Origin of the sequence: Vibrio aestuarianus (assembly GCF_012395185.1) — a bacterium.
Lineage (GTDB): Bacteria > Pseudomonadota > Gammaproteobacteria > Enterobacterales > Vibrionaceae > Vibrio > Vibrio aestuarianus.
Genome location: NZ_JAAZTU010000017.1, coordinates 24,903 through 43,485 on the forward strand (window position 1 = coordinate 24,903; position 18,583 = coordinate 43,485).

Consider the following 18,583-nt stretch of genomic DNA (forward strand, 5'->3'; position numbering starts at 1 on the left):
GGATTGAGCATGCCGTTTGAGCTTTTAGTGACAGCCGCAATTGAAACGACACTCAACACGTTAATTCAAGACGATCCACAATTGGGTCGTCGTTTATCACGCCTAAAAGGGCAAGTGATCCAAGTTCATCTCAAAGAACTCAACAAAACGTTGACCTTTATTTTTAGTCAGCAAATTGATGTTTTAGCTGACTATGAAGGCCTGCCAGACTGCTATCTCTCGCTTAATTTGTCTGTTTTGCCGCAATTGCGTGAACAAGCCAATATCACCCAGTTGATCAAGCAAGATAAATTGGTGTTGGAAGGCGATATTCAATTGGCGCAAAAATTTGCGCAACTGATGACAGATTGCAAGCCTGATGTTGAAGAGTGGTTGTCGCGTGTCACTGGAGATGTGGTTGCTCACACCTTGGTTCAAGGTTTTAAAAACGCAGGCCAGCTATTGCAAGCGCAAGCTTCTAAACAGCGAAATCATATGGCTCAAGTTTTGACTGAAGAGTGGCGTTTATTTCCTGGTTCGTTAGAAGTGGCACATTTTTGTGATCAAGTCGATGACATAAAAAGCCAGGCCGCGCGTATAGAAGTAAAAATTCAACAATTGTTGGAGCAAGCATGACCCCAACCGAATGGAAGCGTTTATACCGAATCATTAAAGTTCAATTGGAATATGGTTTAGATGAACTCCTGCCAGAGCACCAGTTAACGAAAGCTCCGATACTGGCACGTAAAGGTCTGTTCTGGATTAAAAATCGCCATCCTGATAAACCATTAGGTGAGCGATTGCGTTTAGCACTACAAGAGCTTGGCCCGGTGTGGATTAAGTTTGGACAGATGATGTCTACACGGCGTGATCTTTTCCCGCCACATATCGCAGACCAACTCGCGTTATTGCAAGATAAAGTGGCACCTTTTGATGGCGCATTAGCGAAACTTCAGATGGAAAAAGCGCTAGGTGGCAGCCTTGAAACTTGGTTTGATGATTTTGATATTGAACCGCTCGCTTCCGCTTCAATTGCGCAAGTGCATACGGCAAAACTTAAATCGTCAGGGCGGGAAATCGTACTAAAAGTGATTCGCCCTGATATTCAGCCTGTCATTGATGCAGATATCAAACTCATGTACCGCATGGCACGCATTGTCGCCAAAGCCTTACCGGAAGCTCGACGACTCAAGCCTGTTGAAGTTGTACGTGAGTACGACAAAACCCTTCGTGATGAACTCGACCTACGTCGTGAGGCAGCCAATGCCATTCAACTGCGTCGCAACTTTGAAAATAGCGAAGAATTATACGTACCAGAAATTATTCCTGACTTTAGTAATAAAACTGTCATGGTTTCTGAGCGAATATACGGCATCCAGGTTTCAGACATTGCAGGGTTACAAGCCAATGGCACCAATATGAAACTTTTGGCGGAACGTGGCGTGAGCGTATTTTTCACTCAAGTTTTCCGCGACAGTTTCTTTCATGCAGATATGCACCCTGGTAATGTGTTCGTCAACCCAGAAAACCCAGAAAACCCACAGTGGATAGGGTTAGATTGTGGCATTGTTGGTACGTTAAATAGTGAAGACAAACGTTACTTAGCTGAGAATTTTCTTGCCTTTTTTAACCGCGACTATCGCCGGGTTGCACAATTGCATGTTGATTCAGGATGGGTTCCACGTGAAACCAACATTGATGAATTTGAATTTGCGATTCGCATTGTGTGCGAGCCAATTTTTGCCAAACCACTATGCGAAATTTCATTTGGCCATGTGTTGCTAAACCTATTTAACACAGCTCGTCGTTTCAATATGGAAGTGCAACCGCAGTTGGTGCTACTGCAAAAAACCTTGTTGTATGTTGAAGGGTTAGGACGGCAACTGTACCCACAATTAGATTTGTGGCAAACAGCGAAACCATTTTTAGAAAAATGGATGATGAATCAAGTTGGACCACAAGCGTTAATTAATGCGCTGAAAGACCGAGCACCATTTTGGGTCGAAAAATTACCAGAATTGCCTGAGCTTCTTTACGATAGCCTCAGACAAGCTAAAGCAATGAACCAACGAATGGATCAGTTTTATCAGGGTTACTGTGACACTAAGCGTCAACAGGCGACTGGGAAGTTTTTATTTGGCATTGGTGCCACTTTAATCGTATGCTCGGCAATATTAGTCAACAGTATTTACCAGCCATTGTCACTGACAGTAGGGCTTGTGGGTATCACATTTTGGCTGTTTAGCTGGCGAGCTTATCGTCAATAAGCGGTAAGCTCTAAGAATTGTTATTTTGTTTAAAAAATCCCCGAGGTAAAGAAAATGGGCGGTATCAGTATCTGGCAACTTCTTATCATTGCGGTAATTGTTGTATTGCTATTTGGAACGAAAAAATTACGCGGCATTGGCGGTGATTTAGGCGGTGCAGTTAAAGGCTTTAAAAAAGCCATGAGTGAAGATGAACCTGCGAAAAAAGATGCAGACTTTGAACCTAAAAACTTAGATCAGCAGAAAACGGAAGCGACTGCTGAAACTAAAAAAGATAAAGAGCAGGCATAACACGTGTTTGATATCGGTTTCTGGGAACTGGTATTAATATCTGTTGTTGCGCTGGTGGTTCTTGGGCCTGAACGTTTGCCTCATGCGATTCGCAGCGTGGCTAAATTTGTCAGTACTGCAAAGAACATGGCAAACAGTGTGAAAGATGAATTAGCACACGAGCTTAAAGTTCAAGAACTGCAAGATAACTTGCGTAAAGCTGAGCAAATGGGGATGGAAGATTTATCTCCAGAACTTAAGTCTTCAGTGGAGCAGTTAAAACAAGCTGCGCAAGATGTTCAGCGACCTTATGCGAATCCATCACCTTCAGATGTAGCATCAGAACGTAGTGAAGATATCGTTGAAGCCACTCCCTCTTCAACGGATTCGCAGCCAGCAACGGCAGATAAGAAAGCCGATTAGTCTCTATTGGAGGAGTTACTGCTGCGGCTGTAGCTCCTCTTTTGATCTATTTATATGAGGTTCGATATGTCTTCTGCTGAGCAGACGCAGCCTTTAATTAGCCATTTGTTGGAATTACGAGACCGGTTATTGCGAGCGATTGCCGCCGTGATCGTTATTTTTATCGGCTTGGTGTATTTTTCGAGCGATATCTATGATTTTGTCTCTAAACCGTTGGTAGAGCGTTTGCCCGAAGGGGCAACCATGATTGCTACCGATGTTGCATCGCCGTTTTTTACCCCCTTAAAATTAACCTTGATTGCCTCAGTATTCATTGCGGTGCCATTTATCTTGTATCAAGTTTGGGCGTTTGTTGCTCCAGGCTTGTATAAGCATGAGCGCCGCTTAGTGATGCCTTTGATGTTTTCCAGTTCACTGTTGTTTTACTGTGGCGTCGCTTTTGCCTATTTTGTGGTGTTTCCGTTGGTGTTTGGGTTTTTTACCGCGATATCTTTAGGAGGAGTTGAATTTGCGACCGATATTTCGAGTTATCTGGATTTCGTTTTAGCGCTCTTTTTAGCTTTTGGTATTGCCTTTGAAGTACCCGTTGCCATTATTTTATTGTGTTGGACTGGTGCGACTGATCCTAAGACTTTAGGTGAAAAACGCCCTTATATTATTGTTGGAGCATTTGTCGTCGGTATGCTTCTGACGCCACCAGACTTAGTGTCACAAACCTTACTTGCGATACCAATGTGTTTGTTGTTTGAAGTTGGATTATTCTTTGCACGTTTTTATGTGCGTAAAGAGAGTGATGAAGAGCAACAATAAAAAAGAAAGCATATCGTTGAATAAAAAAAAGCGGCAGATTTGCCGCTTTTTTATCTCATAGATTATTTAAATAGCAAATAATGAGTTTGCGTTTAGATTGGTAATGGTTTGAATTTCATCCAACGACCTATCGGTTAACTGTGCGACACGCTGAGCGACTAACTGCGTGTAAGCGGGCTCATTACGTTTCCCTCTGTGTGGAACGGGTGCCAGATAAGGGCAGTCGGTCTCAAGTATCACCCACTGTAAATTTAACTGTGGAATCACCACATCCATTCCACCATTTTTGAAGGTAGAGACTCCTCCAAGGCCAAGGTGGAATCCTAAATCGTTAATTGCCTTTGCCTCTTCAATGCTACCGCCAAAGCAATGAAATACACCCGTTAGTGATCCATCTTGTTCTTTGGCGAGTAACTGTAAAGTTTCGTTGATTGAATCACGGGTATGAATTACAACAGGTAAATCACGCTCTTTGGCCCAGTTGAGTTGGGTAATAAAGGCCTTCTCTTGTTGAGCTTTGAAGGTTTTATCCCAGTATAAATCGATACCGATTTCTCCCACGGCGATAAAAGGGTGTTTATCAAACCATGACTCAATCACAGTCAGCGTTTGTTCCACATTTTCATCGACATAGCAAGGGTGAAGCCCCATCATTGAATGACAAATGTCAGGGTAGGCCGCTTCGGTTGCTAGCATCGGTTGGATAGAGTCGAGATTGATATTTGGTAGTAGTATTTTTTCAATCCCTTGTGCTTTAGCGCGTTGCACGACTTCATCTCGATCGTGATCAAATTCAGCAGCATAAATATGGGCATGGGTATCAATCATGGTCTGTCTCTATCAATAAGAAATATTCTGAGAGTATACGTAAGTGTGAGCCTGAGATCATTTTTCTGATTTTTGTAGATTGCCGCTAGCGTCACAAAGCGAGAGTGATATGATTTCGCCACACTTGATCAACAGCGGTGCTAAAGAAAGATCGCTTTCTTTGACTGCGAAAAAACAAGGAGAATAGAGTGTCAGTATCCATTCAAGGTCAGTTCCCAGGGCGTCGTATGCGTCGTCTACGCAAGCATGATTTCAGCCGTCGCTTAATGGCTGAGAATCAGTTATCGGTTAACGATCTGATTTACCCAATGTTCATTCTAATGGGGAAAGATCGTCGTGAGCCTGTGGAGTCAATGCCAGGTATTGAACGCCTCTCTATTGATTTAATGTTGGAAGAAGCCCTGCATTTAGCAAACCTTGGTGTACCTGCGATCGCGCTTTTTCCTGTCGTTAACCAAGATGCAAAAAGCTTATGTGCAGCAGAGGCTTATAATCCAGACGGTTTGGTGCAACGTGCGGTTCGTCTACTGAAAGAGCATGTTCCACAAATTGGTGTGATCACCGATGTTGCGCTTGATCCATTCACCACTCATGGTCAAGACGGCATCATCGATGAAACGGGTTATGTGATGAATGATGAAACGACGGAAGTGCTGATCAAACAAGCTTTATCGCATGCTGAAGCTGGAGTAGATGTGGTTGCGCCATCCGATATGATGGACGGCCGTATTGGTAAGATTCGTCAAGCTCTAGAAGAAGCCGGGTTTATTCACACCCAAATCATGGCTTACTCTGCAAAATATGCTTCATGTTATTACGGGCCATTTCGTGATGCGGTTGGTTCAACCGCAAATCTTAAAGGTGGTGATAAGAAAAACTACCAGATGGATCCAGCCAATAGCGATGAAGCTATTCAAGAAGTTGCGATGGACATCAACGAAGGTGCAGATATGGTAATGGTTAAGCCTGGCATGCCATACCTTGATATTGTTCGTCGCGTGAAATCTGAACTACAAGTTCCAACCTTTGCTTATCAAGTCTCTGGTGAATATGCGATGCACAAAGCCGCTATTCTAAACGGTTGGCTGAAAGAGCGTGAAACGGTCATGGAATCATTGCTGTGCTTTAAGCGTGCTGGTGCTGATGGCATTTTGACGTACTTTGCAAAAGATGTAGCGCAATGGCTAGCCGAAGAAAACGCAAAGCCAGCGCAGTATTTACAGACTGACGCTGAATAATATTGATCATACATTTCTAGGCTGACTTTATCCCCTTCCTACTCTAAGTTGTTTGGGTATAGGTCAGCTTTTTTATTTCCTGAAAATTCCCGCATTGACTGTTGTTAATTGTATGAAAAGTAAGATGAATATCCCTTTTCTCTATTGAGCTTATCATTGTGTTTGTGCCGATATAAAAAATAAATGATATTTTTTCTCATTTAAACTTGATAATTAAATGAGAATCATTATTATTAACTTTGTCTTAGGGACGAGGAGAGTTCACAAGGACGTCAAGTTTACGATTCACCAACGATTCGGTGTTAATAGTGACGAGACAAATTGCTAATGAACTTGCACCGCTTCTTTTTGACACGACATTGCTCACATTGCTTCCAGTGTAATTTATAGCTTTATAGCAAAACTGAATGAGTGACTTCACTTAGTTTTGACTTTTTCTGCTAGGCGACATCTTCGGGTGTCGCTTTTTTTATATCTAAACGATCAAGTGATTCCTAGTGGGTGTCTAAAAGGGCAGCGGTAGTCTTTTCCACAATGGATGATCGTAAAAAGATCATGGCAACATTGTTCGATCCTTGTTTTTGTATTTTAAATACAATAAGTTAGGTGTGTCTTTTTGGTGTTTGTGTGCATATTGATAACATGTGGATAAAGTTTATAAACAGAGTTATCCACAGATTGGCTTGTGCGCTGCTGGGCAAATAAGCAAAATCTTTCGAAGCTAGGCGTGTGTTGGCGTGGAAACCTCTGGGCAGTCATGGCATCCTTAGTCATTACATTCTGTATTCTCCTTGGATAGCAAAAGACAATGGCTCGTATACCAGATAACCCGTTCATTCTAATTGATGGTTCTTCATACCTTTACCGTGCATTTCATGCCTACCCTGGCACCATGAGTAATGGTGAAATCCCAACTAATGCCGTATATGGTGTGGTTAATATGCTGCGAAGCATGATGCGCCAGTTTTCTTCTGAGCGCATGGTGGTTATTTTTGATGCGAAGGGGAAAACCTTCCGTGATGAGATGTATCCACAATATAAAGCTAACCGACCACCAATGCCGGATGATTTGCGTTGTCAAATAGAGCCATTACATAACGTAATTCGAGCCATGGGTTTACCCCTTATATCTATTGAAGGTGTGGAAGCAGATGACGTAATCGGCACGCTAGCATCTCAGGCCTCCAAAGTGGGCATGCCTGTCTTAATCAGTACCGGCGATAAAGACATGGCGCAATTGGTAGATGACAATATTACGTTGATCAACACCATGACCAATCTAGTACTTGATCGAGAAGGGGTGATTGAAAAGTTTGGTATTCCACCAGAACTTATTATCGACTATTTGGCTCTGATGGGCGATAAAGTGGATAACATTCCCGGTGTTCCGGGCGTTGGTGAAAAAACTGCTTTGGCTTTGCTACAAGGTATCGGCAGTCTTGAACAGATCTACGACAATTTAGACAAAATAGCCCCATTAGGTTTCCGTGGCTCTAAAACCATGGCGCAAAAACTTTCTGATAATCGTGAGAATGCGTTCCTTTCTTATCAGTTAGCGACCATCAAACTTGATGTTGAATTGGAAGAAAAACCAGAAGCATTACTGAAAACTCAGCCGAATATTGATGAACTAATCAAACTGTACGGGCAGCTAACTTTTAAGTCTTGGTTAACCGAGTTGCTTGACGGTGGAACTGGTGTCATCGAAGCGGATGAAAAGTCGGGCAGTACACCACCTTCTTCATCCAGTTCAGCTTCAGAGGTTGATAGTTCAGCGGTGACGATTGACCGCAGTCAGTACCAAACTATTTTAGATGAAAAAGCATTTAGCGAATGGTTAGCTAAGTTGAAAGCGGCCGACGTATTTGCTTTTGATACGGAAACCGACAGCCTAGATTACATGGTGGCAAATTTAGTTGGTATTTCGTTTGCGACAGAGGAAGGCGTTGCCGCGTACGTTCCTGTGGCTCATGATTACTTAGATGCACCGCAACAGCTTGATCGAGACTGGGTCTTATCACAACTAAAACCGATTTTAGAAGATGATAACCAAGCCAAAGTAGGGCAAAATCTCAAGTACGATGCGAGCGTATTGGCACGCTACGATATTGAGATGAAAGGCATTAAACACGACACTATGCTGGCTTCTTACGTTTATAACAGCGTAGGTGGCAAACATGATATGGACAGCCTAGCATTAAGGTTTTTGCAGCATAGCTGCATTTCATTCGAGCAAGTTGCAGGTAAAGGCAAAAACCAACTGACGTTCAACCAAATCGATCTAGAACAAGCCGCGCCTTATGCTGCGGAAGATGCCGATGTTACTTTGCGGCTCCACCATCGTTTGATGGGCTATATCGAGCAAGATGAAAAACTGAACAGCGTTTATCAGCAAATTGAAGTGCCGCTAGTACCAGTTTTATCGCGTATTGAGCGTACCGGAGTGATGATTGACGATATGCTGCTTAGCGCTCAATCACACGAAATAGCCGCTCGCTTAGATGAGCTTGAGCAAAAAGCGTTTGAGATTGCTGGCCAGCCTTTTAATCTCAGCTCGCCAAAACAGTTACAAACAATCTTGTTTGAGCAAATGGGTTTGCCTGTTATCAAGAAAACGCCAACTGGCGCCCCGTCAACGAATGAAGAAGTACTGCAAGAGTTAGCGCTTGATTACCCATTGCCGAAAGTGATTATTGAGCATCGTGGTTTAGCCAAACTGAAATCCACCTACACCGATAAACTGCCGAAGATGATTAACCCAACCACAGGGCGAGTGCATACTTCTTATCATCAGGCTGTGACCGCGACGGGCCGTTTGTCGTCGACCGATCCGAACTTACAAAATATTCCTATTCGTAATGAAGAGGGACGCCGTATTCGCCAAGCATTTGTTGCACCTCATGGCTGGAAAATCATGGCTGTCGACTACTCGCAGATTGAATTGCGTATTATGGCGCATCTGTCTGGTGATAAAGCACTGCTTGAAGCCTTCCAACAAGGAAAAGATATCCATGCTGCGACCGCTGCCGAGATTCTTGGAGTCAGTATTGATCAGGTGAGTAGCGAACAGCGTCGCCGAGCTAAAGCGGTTAACTTCGGTCTCATTTATGGAATGAGTGTATTCGGGCTAGCCAAACAGCTTGGTATTCCGCGCGGTGAAGCGCAAGGGTATATGGATAAATACTTTGAACGTTATCCTGGTGTAATGCAGTACATGGAAGATACTCGCTCAACGGCAAGTGAGTTGGGATATGTTGAAACCTTGCTGGGACGTCGTTTGTATTTACCTGAAATTAAATCTCGTAATGGGATGCGTCGTAAAGCGGCTGAACGTGCGGCGATCAATGCGCCGATGCAAGGTACTGCTGCCGACATTATCAAAAAAGCGATGTTGTTGGTCGATGCATGGATTGAAGAGTATGGACAAGGACGAGTTAAGCTATTGATGCAAGTACACGATGAATTAGTATTTGAAGTTCAAGAGACAGCTTTAGCCGAAATTGAAAGTAAAGTACAACAATTGATGGAATCTGCAGCGGATCTTAAAGTGCCATTAGTGGCTGATACTGGTCATGGAGATAACTGGGATCAGGCACATTAATCGTTTTTTACACTAAACACCCTAATTTATATGAGCCAGCACACAAATGCTGGCTTTTTTTTATCATGAAATAAGAATGGTGCATTTTATGTGTTCTGTTGTTTAAGAAATATTTAGTGAAAAAAAACTACAAAAAAGTTTCCCATTTCTGACCACTTGTTGTACATTAACTCTCGTAGGGTACAGAGGTAAGATGTTCTATCTTTCAGACCTTTTGTTTCACGTTATTGGATTAGGCTGATTCAGCCGCCCCAGTCAGTATTTGACTGGGGCGTTTTTTATTGGGCGAAACAAAAATCAATTCAGCGATCCCATTCTATTTTCAGTCACGTTATTTTCTTTATTTTGGCTTATCTCTATTTTGTGTGTAACACACGATTTTGTAAGAAATCATCAATCACATTTTTATTATTTCTACTAGAAAATCAAGTTACTTCTAGAGATGTGTTTCGATTTTTTTGTCTTTTATTCAATGGGTTGTGATTTATTTTCGCTTTTATAGAGCAGGAAAATATAGACGCTAAGCTATTGAAAAAGAGCGCGGATTAGGGAATGCTTAACGCATAAGAATAACGATTAATTTTTCTCTCCCGTTGCCCCACCAGGATGGTGGGGATTTTTGTTTTTATCACTTCTCTTTTACTGCACATAAACCTTTGCTGCAATCTGTTAAGGTTCAATATCCGTCGCCCAAAAAAAAGCCCCACCAAACAAAATGGCAGGGCTAGATTATCTATCGACATGGAATTACTCGGGTTGAGAATCGTCGATAGAGGTTGTTTCTGTTAACTCTTCATCGGCTTGCTCTGCGTCTAAATGTGCTAACGCTGGTGCAAACCAAGTGTCCAGTTTATTGCGTAGGATATCGACACCGAGTCCTTTGAGTGAAGAAAAAGCATCAACACTCACATCACCGCCAAACGCTCGCGCATCTTCACGAATTTTTAACACTTGAGCCTTGCGAGCACCACTTTTTAGCTTATCAGCTTTGGTCAGTAGTACTTGTACGGGAATGTTGCAGTCGACTGCCCAGTAAATAAGCTGTTGATCGAGATCTTTCATCGGGTGGCGAATGTCCATCAGTACCACCAACCCTTTCAAACAGCGACGTTTTTGTAGGTATTCTCCGAGCGACTTCTGCCATTTTTTCTTCATTTCTAGAGGAACTTGAGCAAAGCCATAACCCGGTAAATCAACGATGTGGCAACCGTCCATCACCTTAAATAGGTTGATTAGTTGGGTACGACCAGGTGTTTTACTGGTTTTCGCCAAGCTCTTTTGATTCGTCAGGCGGTTAAGCGAGCTTGACTTACCTGCGTTGGAGCGTCCTGCAAACGCAATTTCTATTCCTTCGTCATCAGGTAGATGACGAATGTCAGGCGCACTGGTAATGAAATGCGTGTTTTGATAATGAATTTTTACGCTCACTGTTAACTCCATCTCGACTTTGTGTAGTCGATTGATTACTTTTTTGTGAAATTGTGTAAAATAACCGTGCTCGGCATAAGGTCGCCTATTGTACCATGAGTCGCCACTGAGAGTGAGTAGCAACTGTCTGGTGGTACTGGAAGCTTGATAATTATAAATGGAATGTCATGAAGAAATTAGCGCTAATCTTGAGTCTTTTAGCCAGCTGCTCAGTGTGGGCCCAAGGCAGCATCGAAGCTGGTAAAGCAAAATCTCAAACATGTGTTGCCTGTCACGGTGCTGACGGTAACAGTTTAATTACTACCTATCCTAAACTTGCAGGCCAACACACTAAATATATGGAGAAGCAGTTAATTGAATTGCGACTTGGTATGACCAGCGGTGGCAAGCAAGGTCGTTATGATCCGGTCATGAGTGGTATGGCTATGCCGCTTAGTGATGAAGATATTTCGGATCTTTCGGCTTATTTCGCCTCTTTACCTATTTCAGCCAACTCAACGCCTGAAGATGTCGTTAAGACTGGTAAAGCATTGTATAGCGGCGGTGATGCAGAGCGTGGTTTGACCGCATGTATTGCTTGTCATGGTCCGCGAGGTAATGGCACTGAGCTTTCAGGTTTTCCTAAAATTTCTGGTCAGCATGCTGACTACATCAAAGCTCAGCTGCAAAAATTTCGTGAAGGTTCACGTAACAATGACATGAACGGCATGATGCAAGATGTAGCTAAAAAGCTAACCGATGCTGATATCGAAATTTTGTCTAAATACGTTGGTGGCCTGCACTAATCCCTACATCGTTCGAGCAAAGTTTTATGAAAACGCCCTAGTATTATGCTGGGGCGTTTTCTTTTGTGAGCTTGATCACCGGCTGTTTTTTACCACGAGCGGATAACTTACCCATTGTTGTGTAAGAGATCGACCATACTTGATGGCGCAATCGATGATGGTCACTCTATAAGCTATTGAATTTATGGATAGCTGGATAGTTACTTTGAAAATGAGTGTAAAAATAGCTCAATTGACGTTGAGTCAAATGTGTTGTCGAGTAAAGTAAGCACATCGGCAAGACGCTGGTAAAGGAATTCAGACCAAGGTGGTCTCCAAGGAGCTGGCAAAGGATGCTGCTTTTAGGAATAAGGATTAGCGTAAGCAAGGGAGCTTGCGCGATAAGGATGGTCGACTCGTCTAAAGGTTCGGACAGGGAAAAGGATCAGGCTTGGGATAAGCTCAGTGACAGGATGTCAGCAGGATAGACAAAATTCATCAGGAAGATGAAAAACAATACCTTTTGCATGGAAAGCACCAAGAACAAAAGGAATATTGTGCACGCGATGAGTGCAACACAGTTTCGCCACCTTAGGTGGCACATTTTAGAGAGCGATAGGATGACCTATCGCTTTTTTTATCTTTTTTCACTTAGCTGATGAAAAAATGCTCGGTGACTCTCCACTCTAATGCCAGTTTCTGGTATGTTGCGCATCCCTGTTTGAGGATGTCAGTATGCACACTTGCCCATTATGTTTTAGTGAACAAATTGTTCCATACTTTGAAGATAAGGCTCGCGCTTATCTCCAGTGCCAACAATGTGCGCTAGTGTTCGTCAATCCTGATCATCGCCTTGACGCGAAAGCTGAAAAAGCATTTTATGATCTGCATAACAATAACCCACAAGATATGGGTTACCGCCGCTTTTTATCACGCGTGTGTGAACCAATGTTAGAAAGGATTAAACCTGCATCAAATGGGTTAGATTTTGGTTGTGGTCCCGGTCCAACATTATCGATTATGTTGCAAGAAGCGGGGCACAATATGGCGTTATACGATATCTTCTTTCATCCAGATGAAAAGGTATTGCAAACGACCTATGATTTTATGACTGCCACTGAAGTGATCGAGCATTTACATGAGCCGCACCAAGTTTGGCAGCAATGGTTAAATTTAGTTAAGCCGGGTGGCTGGATTGGGTTAATGACCAAGCTAGTCAAAGACGTAGACGCGTTTGCTGGATGGCACTACAAAAATGATCTCACACATGTGATATTTTTTAGCCGTGAAACCTTCCAGTACTTGGCCAAGCGGGATGAGCTTGAACTTGAATTTATTGGTAATGATGTAATTTTACTGAGGAAACCCCAGTAATGAGCCGTAATAAGAAATCCAGAAAGCCTGGTTCAGCTATTGATGCTGACGTGATTGTAACGCGTAACCGCAGTGAAGCTGATGTTGAAGGACGTCTACGTAAAAGACTGAAGAAAAAGAAAGGTCTTAAAGCGGGCAGCCGACATTCCGATGGTTCTGAGCAAAAGCAGCGCGCAGCAGCGCAAGCACGCGACCCTCGTTTAGGTAGTAAAAAGAAAGTCCCGCTGATTGTTGAGCCAGTGAAAAAGCAGACCAAACAAGAGCGTCGATTGTCAGCAGCACAAGAGCTGGAAATGCTAGAAAACGATGCGCAGTTGAATATCTTACTTGATCGTATCGATAGTGGTGAGAATCTAGGCGCTGGTCTACAAAAATACGTAGATGAGAAGCTTGATCGCATTGAAGCGTTAATGAAGCAGCTTGGCATTTACGAAGAAGATCAAGAAGAAGACGAAGCATTAGAGCCTGTTACAAAGGCAAAAGCTTCACGCTCTGATGATGACCTATTGTCAGATTTCGAAGACTTCGATCTCAACGACTTAAAAGGATAAAGATTGCGATGAATGTAACCTTGTTAGCCATTGCTGGTGGAGTCATTATTCTCAGCTTAGCGTCTTACGCTGGTTACCTTCTGCTGCAACTGAAAAAGCAAAAGGATTTGCAGCTTCAACACCAAACATTGGCCATTGAAAAGCGTAATGCGAATATTTTTGATAGCGTCAATACGCTATGCATGGCGGGTATTCAAGGCCAATGCGATCTCTCTGAGATCAGCATTCGCGTATACTGCATCATGGATTATGTCCAAGGTGAGCAACGCATCGATTTTGATAGCGTGTATCCTGCTATTTCAGAGCTTTACCATATCGTAAAAGATATGCCGCGTGGAGAAGAGCGCCAGCTGCTTCCTAAGCAAGAGCGGATGAAGCAGAATTTGGCTCGCCAGAAAGCAGAAGGCCGTTTAACCGATGCGATTGTTGAAGAATTGAAAGCGTTGCAAACACGCATTGCACCACTGAATAATCAAATCACTATTCAAATGGTGTAAGTTTGGCTCTAGCTTTTTTGAGTGAGTGATCACGCTAGCAGTTTCGAACATTTCTACACAAATTTCGTTTTGCTACCCGACGTACATCATGGTCGTGTGGCAAAATAACCAGTCAAAGTTTCAAACGGAAAGCAAAAGCATGTCTTCGCAAGTCGTACCCAGTCAGCAGATCGTATGGGATCAAGCTGTTTTAGATAAGTACAACTACTCAGGTCCTCGCTATACCTCTTATCCAACAGCGCTTGAATTCCATGAGGCATTCACGGTCGCAGATTATGATATGGCGTGTACTCAGTACCCTGATAGGCCGCTTTCGCTTTATATTCATATCCCGTTTTGTCATAAGCTTTGTTACTACTGTGGATGTAACAAGGTTATCACTCGTCATTCACACAAAGCCGATGAATATTTAGATGTTCTCGAACATGAAATTCGTCAGCGAGCGTCACTGTTACAGTCGCGACGAGTGACTCAACTGCATTTTGGCGGTGGTACGCCAACATTTCTAACGGAGCTGCAAATTAGCCGACTGATGGCTATTTTACGTGGTGAATTTCGGTTTGAAAATGATGCAGAAATCAGTATCGAAGTTGACCCGCGTGAAATTGAATTGAGCATGCTTGATCACCTGCGTAGTGAAGGTTTTAATCGTCTGAGTATCGGGGTTCAGGATTTCAATAAAGAAGTTCAGAAACTGGTTAACCGCGAGCAAGATGAAGCGTTCATTATTGCTATGGTTGAACGTGCTAAACAACTTGGGTTTCGTTCCACCAACCTTGACTTGATTTACGGTTTACCAAAACAGACCAAAGAAACCTTTTCTCAGACCCTTGCTCAAGTACTGGAGATGCAACCGGGTCGATTGTCGGTCTTTAATTATGCGCATATGCCACAATTGTTTGCAGCGCAGCGAAAAATCAAAGATGAAGATTTGCCTGCGTCACAAGAGAAGTTGGCGATCTTACAAGATACTATTACGACTCTGACTGGGGCTGGTTACCAATTTATTGGTATGGATCACTTTGCTCTGCCAGATGACGAATTGGCAATGGCGCAGCGTAACGGTATTTTACACCGCAATTTCCAAGGTTATACCACCCAAGGTGACTGTGACTTAGTTGGTTTTGGTGTATCGGCAATTTCGATGATTGGTGACGCGTACGCACAGAACCAAAAAGAACTGAAAAAATACTATGCGCAAGTGAATGAACTGCGTCACGCATTGTGGAAAGGGGTTGCGCTTGATAGTGATGACTTACTGCGTCGTGAAGTGATTAAGCAGCTAATCTGTAATTTCAAGCTGGATAAAACAGCAATCGAAGCACAATTTAACATCTCGTTTGATCGCTACTTCAAGCAAGATCTCGAATTACTGCAAACCTTCATTGATGATCAGTTAGTTGAGGTCGATGAGAGCCAAATTCGTGTTACCTTACGTGGTCGGCTGCTGATCCGTAATATCTGTATGTGTTTTGACAAATACCTACGAAACCGAGCACGTCAGCAGCAATTCTCTCGCGTTATTTAACCAATAAATTGAATCAATATAGCCACTGAGAAATCAGTGGCTTTTCTGTTTATGGGGTGATGTACTTGTTGGCTGCGACATCCCACAGCGCTTTGACCAATGGATTATCTAATTGAGAGCGTTTACAACAAACGCCCAACTGAAAAGGTTTTATCGGTGCTAATTTGAGGCGTTGAATCTTATCCCGCACAGGGCTGTTGTTGATCACCACATCTGGTGCAATACCCACACCACAGCCTAATGCCACCATACTGACAATAGCCTCATGCCCAGAGATTTGCGCATAAATATTAGGTTTTATTTTCATCTTCTTAAACCACGTATTGGCTCGGTCTCTTGCTGTTCCTGCTTCTGGAACAATGAAAGGGATTAACGACCAATCGGGGTTGTCACTTTGCAGTTGTTCGATAAAACTGCTAATGCCAACCGGAGCGATTACTGATAAAGGAATCTCACTGATGGTTTCAAACTCGATGCGAGCTGGCAATTGATCGGGGAGTGCAGAAATGGCGATATCGGCTTCATCATTCAAAATTTTATCAATCGCTTGAGCGGGGTCACCAGTCGAGAGCTTAAATTCAATATATGGATGACGCACCCGAAAATCAGACAGCAATTCGGGTAAGTGGCTATAGCTTGCGGTTACCGAGCAAAATAGGCGAATTTCACCTTGTAATTCATGGTCTTGATTCTTAATTTTGGCGTTGTATTGCTGCCACTCAGCAATGATTTTTAACGCAACCGGGGCCAGCTTATTACCCGCTGGTGTCAGCTCAACGCTGCGATTGTCACGCACAAACAGTATTTGCCCAGTCTCGTCTTCCAATTTTTGGATCTGACGACTAAGCGCTGAAGGGCTCATGTGCATCGCTGCCGCAGTCTTGCTGAAATTTTTACTATCACACAGATGAATAAACATCTGTAGGTTTTTAATGTTCATAAATAGGTCACATGATGTTGCATTAATTGCAATAACTAATTGTGAATATATCACTTTAAGCAACTTAATGTCTGCTTTAGTATGGGGTTATTCGGCTCACAGAGGCCGACCTGATGGAACCAATTCTTTAAAGGAGAGCCCAGTATGGCTAACTATTTCAATACCTTAAACCTACGCCAACAACTAGACCAACTTGGTCGCTGCCGTTTTATGGATCGCTCTGAGTTTGAAAGTGAAGCCGATTACCTGAAAGGCAAGAAAGTCGTTATTGTTGGCTGTGGTGCGCAAGGCCTTAACCAAGGTCTGAACATGCGTGATTCTGGGTTGGATGTGGCGTACGCCCTTCGTCAAGCGGCGATCGATGAACAGCGTCAATCTTACAAGAATGCAAAAGAAAATGGTTTTGAAGTAGGTAGCTACGAAACGCTTATCCCTCAAGCTGATCTCGTTATTAACCTAACGCCAGACAAGCAACATAGCAATGTGGTTGAAACAGTGATGCCGTTGATGAAAAAAGGCGCGGCACTTGGTTACTCTCACGGTTTTAACGTCGTTGAAGAAGGCATGCAGATCCGCCAAGACATCACGGTGGTAATGGTTGCCCCTAAATGTCCAGGTACTGAAGTTCGTGAAGAATATAAGCGTGGTTTTGGTGTACCAACATTGATTGCCGTTCACCCAGAAAACGATCCTCAAGGTGAGGGTTGGGATATCGCGAAAGCATGGGCAGCAGGCACCGGTGGCCATCGAGCTGGCTGTCTAGAGTCTTCTTTCGTTGCGGAAGTAAAATCAGACCTAATGGGTGAGCAAACAATTCTATGTGGCATGCTTCAAGCGGGTTCAATCGTATGTTACGAAAAGATGGTTGCCGAAGGTATTGACCCAGGTTATGCCGGTAAATTGCTACAATTTGGTTGGGAAACCATTACTGAAGCACTTAAGTTTGGTGGCATCACTCACATGATGGATCGCCTTTCAAACCCTGCGAAAGTTAAAGCGTTTGAATTGTCTGAAGAGCTAAAAGAATTAATGCGCCCACTGTACAACAAACACATGGATGACATTATCTCTGGCCACTTCTCAAGCACAATGATGGCTGACTGGGCGAATGACGATGCAAACCTACTAGGTTGGCGTGCAGAAACAGGCGAAACCGCTTTTGAAAACTACCCAGATTCAGACGTTCAAATCTCTGAGCAGGAATATTTCGACAACGGTATCCTAATGGTTGCTATGGTTCGCGCTGGTGTTGAGCTTGCATTTGAAGCAATGACAGCATCAGGTATTGTTGATGAGTCAGCGTACTATGAATCACTACATGAACTACCATTGATTGCTAACACCGTTGCACGTAAGCGCCTATACGAAATGAACGTGGTTATCTCGGATACAGCAGAGTACGGCAACTACCTATTTGCCAACGTAGCAACGCCGCTTCTACGTGAGAAGTTCATGCCTAAAGTGGGTACTGATGTGATTGGTAAAGGCCTAGGTGAAACTTCTAACCAAGTTGACAACGCAACCTTAATTGAAGTGAATGACGTTATTCGTAACCACCCTGTAGAGTACATTGGTGAAGAGCTACGTGGATACATGACTGATATGCAGCGTATCGCGGTTGGCGGCTAATTGCTAAGTTTGTAACTTAATAATCTACAGCTGATAGAACCCCATACAGATAGGGGTCGATAAATACAAAAGCAAATACAACATAAACAAAAGGCTTGGTCGCTGTTGACCAAGCCTTTTTTATCTCTGCGATGTGTAGGGCGTGTTGACCTTTTGCTGCCGGACACGCTCAAAACGGTATTATTTAGCTGTCAGTTTCGCTTCAAGTTCAGCGAGCTTTTGTTCCATTTCAGTCAACTTCTGACGAGTACGCATCAGTACTTGAGTCTGTACATCGAACTCTTCACGGCTAACCACATCTAGCTTATTTAGCTGACCTTGGATAACTTGGCGAACTTTTTGATCAACGTCTGCGCCGAGGTCTTTGACTGGCTGAGGCATTGAATCGTGAATTTGTTTGGCAATTTGCTCTAGTTTTTTTGGATCAAACATCGTGGCTTACACTCCTGTCAATTT

General features: G+C 43.2%; 17 protein-coding genes and 1 pseudogene. 14 read left to right on the plus strand and 4 right to left on the minus strand.

Annotation, left to right across the window (positions count from 1 at the left end):
* Nucleotides 1–9 precede the first annotated feature (9 nt).
* From HGG78_RS09895 to tatC, 5 genes and pseudogenes are all read left to right on the plus strand, one after another.
* Complete coding sequence (locus tag HGG78_RS09895; protein ID WP_172532786.1) at nucleotides 10–615, plus strand: ubiquinone biosynthesis accessory factor UbiJ; 606 nt, start codon at nucleotides 10–12, stop codon at nucleotides 613–615.
* Entirely contained in the window at nucleotides 612–2,246 is a 1,635-nt protein-coding gene (gene ubiB, locus HGG78_RS09900) for a ubiquinone biosynthesis regulatory protein kinase UbiB (protein ID WP_053309768.1), read from the plus strand. Before HGG78_RS09895 ends, ubiB begins: the two co-directional genes overlap by 4 nt.
* A 54-nt stretch (nucleotides 2,247–2,300) precedes the next feature.
* Nucleotides 2,301–2,537: a Sec-independent protein translocase subunit TatA gene (gene tatA, locus HGG78_RS09905; protein ID WP_053309767.1), complete on the plus strand. Its 237-nt coding sequence runs from the start codon at nucleotides 2,301–2,303 to the stop codon at nucleotides 2,535–2,537.
* A gap of 3 nt (nucleotides 2,538–2,540) precedes the next feature.
* A pseudogene (tatB, locus tag HGG78_RS09910) lies at nucleotides 2,541–2,838 on the plus strand (Sec-independent protein translocase protein TatB); the annotation flags it as partial.
* 167 nt (nucleotides 2,839–3,005) lie between these two features.
* The gene (tatC, locus tag HGG78_RS09915; RefSeq protein WP_053309765.1) at nucleotides 3,006–3,749 is read left to right on the plus strand and encodes a twin-arginine translocase subunit TatC; all 744 of its coding nucleotides are present in this window, start codon (nucleotides 3,006–3,008) and stop codon (nucleotides 3,747–3,749) included.
* Nucleotides 3,750–3,815: 66 nt separating this feature from the next.
* On the opposite strand, the gene HGG78_RS09920 is transcribed toward tatC, so the two are convergent.
* Nucleotides 3,816–4,577 carry a TatD family hydrolase gene (locus HGG78_RS09920; RefSeq protein WP_172532787.1) on the minus strand — a complete coding sequence of 254 codons (762 nt, stop codon included), beginning with the start codon at nucleotides 4,575–4,577 and terminating at the stop codon, nucleotides 3,816–3,818.
* A 188-nt stretch (nucleotides 4,578–4,765) separates the two neighbouring features.
* On the opposite strand from HGG78_RS09920, the gene hemB reads away from it, so the two are divergent.
* The 3 genes from hemB (at nucleotide 4,766) to spfP (ending at nucleotide 9,657) form a co-directional block, all read left to right on the plus strand.
* Nucleotides 4,766–5,815, plus strand: a complete 1,050-nt coding sequence (hemB, locus tag HGG78_RS09925; RefSeq protein ID WP_172532788.1) for a porphobilinogen synthase — start codon at nucleotides 4,766–4,768, stop codon at nucleotides 5,813–5,815.
* Nucleotides 5,816–6,623: 808 nt separating this feature from the next.
* Nucleotides 6,624–9,416, plus strand: a complete 2,793-nt coding sequence (polA, locus tag HGG78_RS09930) for a DNA polymerase I (RefSeq protein ID WP_172532789.1) — start codon at nucleotides 6,624–6,626, stop codon at nucleotides 9,414–9,416.
* A 193-nt stretch (nucleotides 9,417–9,609) separates the two neighbouring features.
* A complete protein-coding gene (spfP, locus tag HGG78_RS19330) occupies nucleotides 9,610–9,657 on the plus strand; it encodes a small protein SpfP (RefSeq protein WP_438356636.1) in 48 nt (15 codons plus the stop codon).
* Nucleotides 9,658–10,163: 506 nt separating this feature from the next.
* Here the strand turns inward: spfP and yihA are convergent.
* The gene (gene yihA, locus HGG78_RS09935) at nucleotides 10,164–10,844 is read right to left on the minus strand and encodes a ribosome biogenesis GTP-binding protein YihA/YsxC (protein ID WP_053309761.1); all 681 of its coding nucleotides are present in this window, start codon (nucleotides 10,842–10,844) and stop codon (nucleotides 10,164–10,166) included.
* A gap of 167 nt (nucleotides 10,845–11,011) precedes the next feature.
* Between yihA and HGG78_RS09940 the strand changes: the two genes are divergently transcribed.
* The 5 genes from HGG78_RS09940 to hemN all read left to right on the plus strand — a co-directional run bounded on the left by HGG78_RS09940 (nucleotide 11,012) and on the right by hemN (nucleotide 15,558).
* Complete coding sequence (locus HGG78_RS09940; RefSeq protein WP_172532790.1) at nucleotides 11,012–11,629, plus strand: c-type cytochrome; 618 nt, start codon at nucleotides 11,012–11,014, stop codon at nucleotides 11,627–11,629.
* A 714-nt stretch (nucleotides 11,630–12,343) separates the two neighbouring features.
* Nucleotides 12,344–12,982, plus strand: coding sequence for a class I SAM-dependent methyltransferase (locus HGG78_RS09945; protein WP_053309759.1), 639 nt, complete (start codon nucleotides 12,344–12,346; stop codon nucleotides 12,980–12,982).
* The gene (gene yihI, locus HGG78_RS09950) at nucleotides 12,982–13,533 is read left to right on the plus strand and encodes a Der GTPase-activating protein YihI (protein ID WP_053309758.1); all 552 of its coding nucleotides are present in this window, start codon (nucleotides 12,982–12,984) and stop codon (nucleotides 13,531–13,533) included. Before HGG78_RS09945 ends, yihI begins: the two co-directional genes overlap by 1 nt.
* 8 nt (nucleotides 13,534–13,541) lie before the next feature.
* Nucleotides 13,542–14,030, plus strand: a complete 489-nt coding sequence (locus HGG78_RS09955; RefSeq protein WP_172532791.1) for a DUF2489 domain-containing protein — start codon at nucleotides 13,542–13,544, stop codon at nucleotides 14,028–14,030.
* Nucleotides 14,031–14,169: 139 nt separating this feature from the next.
* Entirely contained in the window at nucleotides 14,170–15,558 is a 1,389-nt protein-coding gene (gene hemN / locus HGG78_RS09960) for an oxygen-independent coproporphyrinogen III oxidase (protein ID WP_053309806.1), read from the plus strand.
* A gap of 49 nt (nucleotides 15,559–15,607) precedes the next feature.
* On the opposite strand, the gene ilvY is transcribed toward hemN, so the two are convergent.
* Complete coding sequence (gene ilvY / locus HGG78_RS09965) at nucleotides 15,608–16,498, minus strand: HTH-type transcriptional activator IlvY (RefSeq protein ID WP_172532792.1); 891 nt, start codon at nucleotides 16,496–16,498, stop codon at nucleotides 15,608–15,610.
* A 144-nt stretch (nucleotides 16,499–16,642) separates the two neighbouring features.
* On the opposite strand from ilvY, the gene ilvC reads away from it, so the two are divergent.
* Nucleotides 16,643–18,127: a ketol-acid reductoisomerase gene (ilvC, locus tag HGG78_RS09970; RefSeq protein WP_053309755.1), complete on the plus strand. Its 1,485-nt coding sequence runs from the start codon at nucleotides 16,643–16,645 to the stop codon at nucleotides 18,125–18,127.
* Nucleotides 18,128–18,307: 180 nt separating this feature from the next.
* Here the strand turns inward: ilvC and ubiK are convergent, their stop codons facing one another.
* Complete coding sequence (gene ubiK / locus HGG78_RS09975) at nucleotides 18,308–18,559, minus strand: ubiquinone biosynthesis accessory factor UbiK (protein WP_168524770.1); 252 nt, start codon at nucleotides 18,557–18,559, stop codon at nucleotides 18,308–18,310.
* Between the last annotated feature and the right edge of the window lie 24 nt (nucleotides 18,560–18,583).

Bases quoted from the DNA above. Each gene is read 5' to 3' on its own strand.
- HGG78_RS09895 (WP_172532786.1), top strand. From the start codon at position 10: ATGCCGTTTGAGCTTTTAGTGACAGCCGCAATTGAAACGACACTCAAC.
- ubiB (WP_053309768.1), top strand. From the start codon at position 612: ATGACCCCAACCGAATGGAAGCGTTTATACCGAATCATTAAAGTTCAA.
- tatA (WP_053309767.1), top strand. From the start codon at position 2,301: ATGGGCGGTATCAGTATCTGGCAACTTCTTATCATTGCGGTAATTGTT.
- tatC (WP_053309765.1), top strand. From the start codon at position 3,006: ATGTCTTCTGCTGAGCAGACGCAGCCTTTAATTAGCCATTTGTTGGAA.
- HGG78_RS09920 (WP_172532787.1), bottom strand. From the start codon at position 4,577: ATGATTGATACCCATGCCCATATTTATGCTGCTGAATTTGATCACGAT.
- polA (WP_172532789.1), top strand. From the start codon at position 6,624: ATGGCTCGTATACCAGATAACCCGTTCATTCTAATTGATGGTTCTTCA.
- HGG78_RS09940 (WP_172532790.1), top strand. From the start codon at position 11,012: ATGAAGAAATTAGCGCTAATCTTGAGTCTTTTAGCCAGCTGCTCAGTG.
- HGG78_RS09945 (WP_053309759.1), top strand. From the start codon at position 12,344: ATGCACACTTGCCCATTATGTTTTAGTGAACAAATTGTTCCATACTTT.
- yihI (WP_053309758.1), top strand. From the start codon at position 12,982: ATGAGCCGTAATAAGAAATCCAGAAAGCCTGGTTCAGCTATTGATGCT.
- HGG78_RS09955 (WP_172532791.1), top strand. From the start codon at position 13,542: ATGAATGTAACCTTGTTAGCCATTGCTGGTGGAGTCATTATTCTCAGC.
- hemN (WP_053309806.1), top strand. From the start codon at position 14,170: ATGTCTTCGCAAGTCGTACCCAGTCAGCAGATCGTATGGGATCAAGCT.
- ilvY (WP_172532792.1), bottom strand. From the start codon at position 16,498: ATGAACATTAAAAACCTACAGATGTTTATTCATCTGTGTGATAGTAAA.
- ilvC (WP_053309755.1), top strand. From the start codon at position 16,643: ATGGCTAACTATTTCAATACCTTAAACCTACGCCAACAACTAGACCAA.
- ubiK (WP_168524770.1), bottom strand. From the start codon at position 18,559: ATGTTTGATCCAAAAAAACTAGAGCAAATTGCCAAACAAATTCACGAT.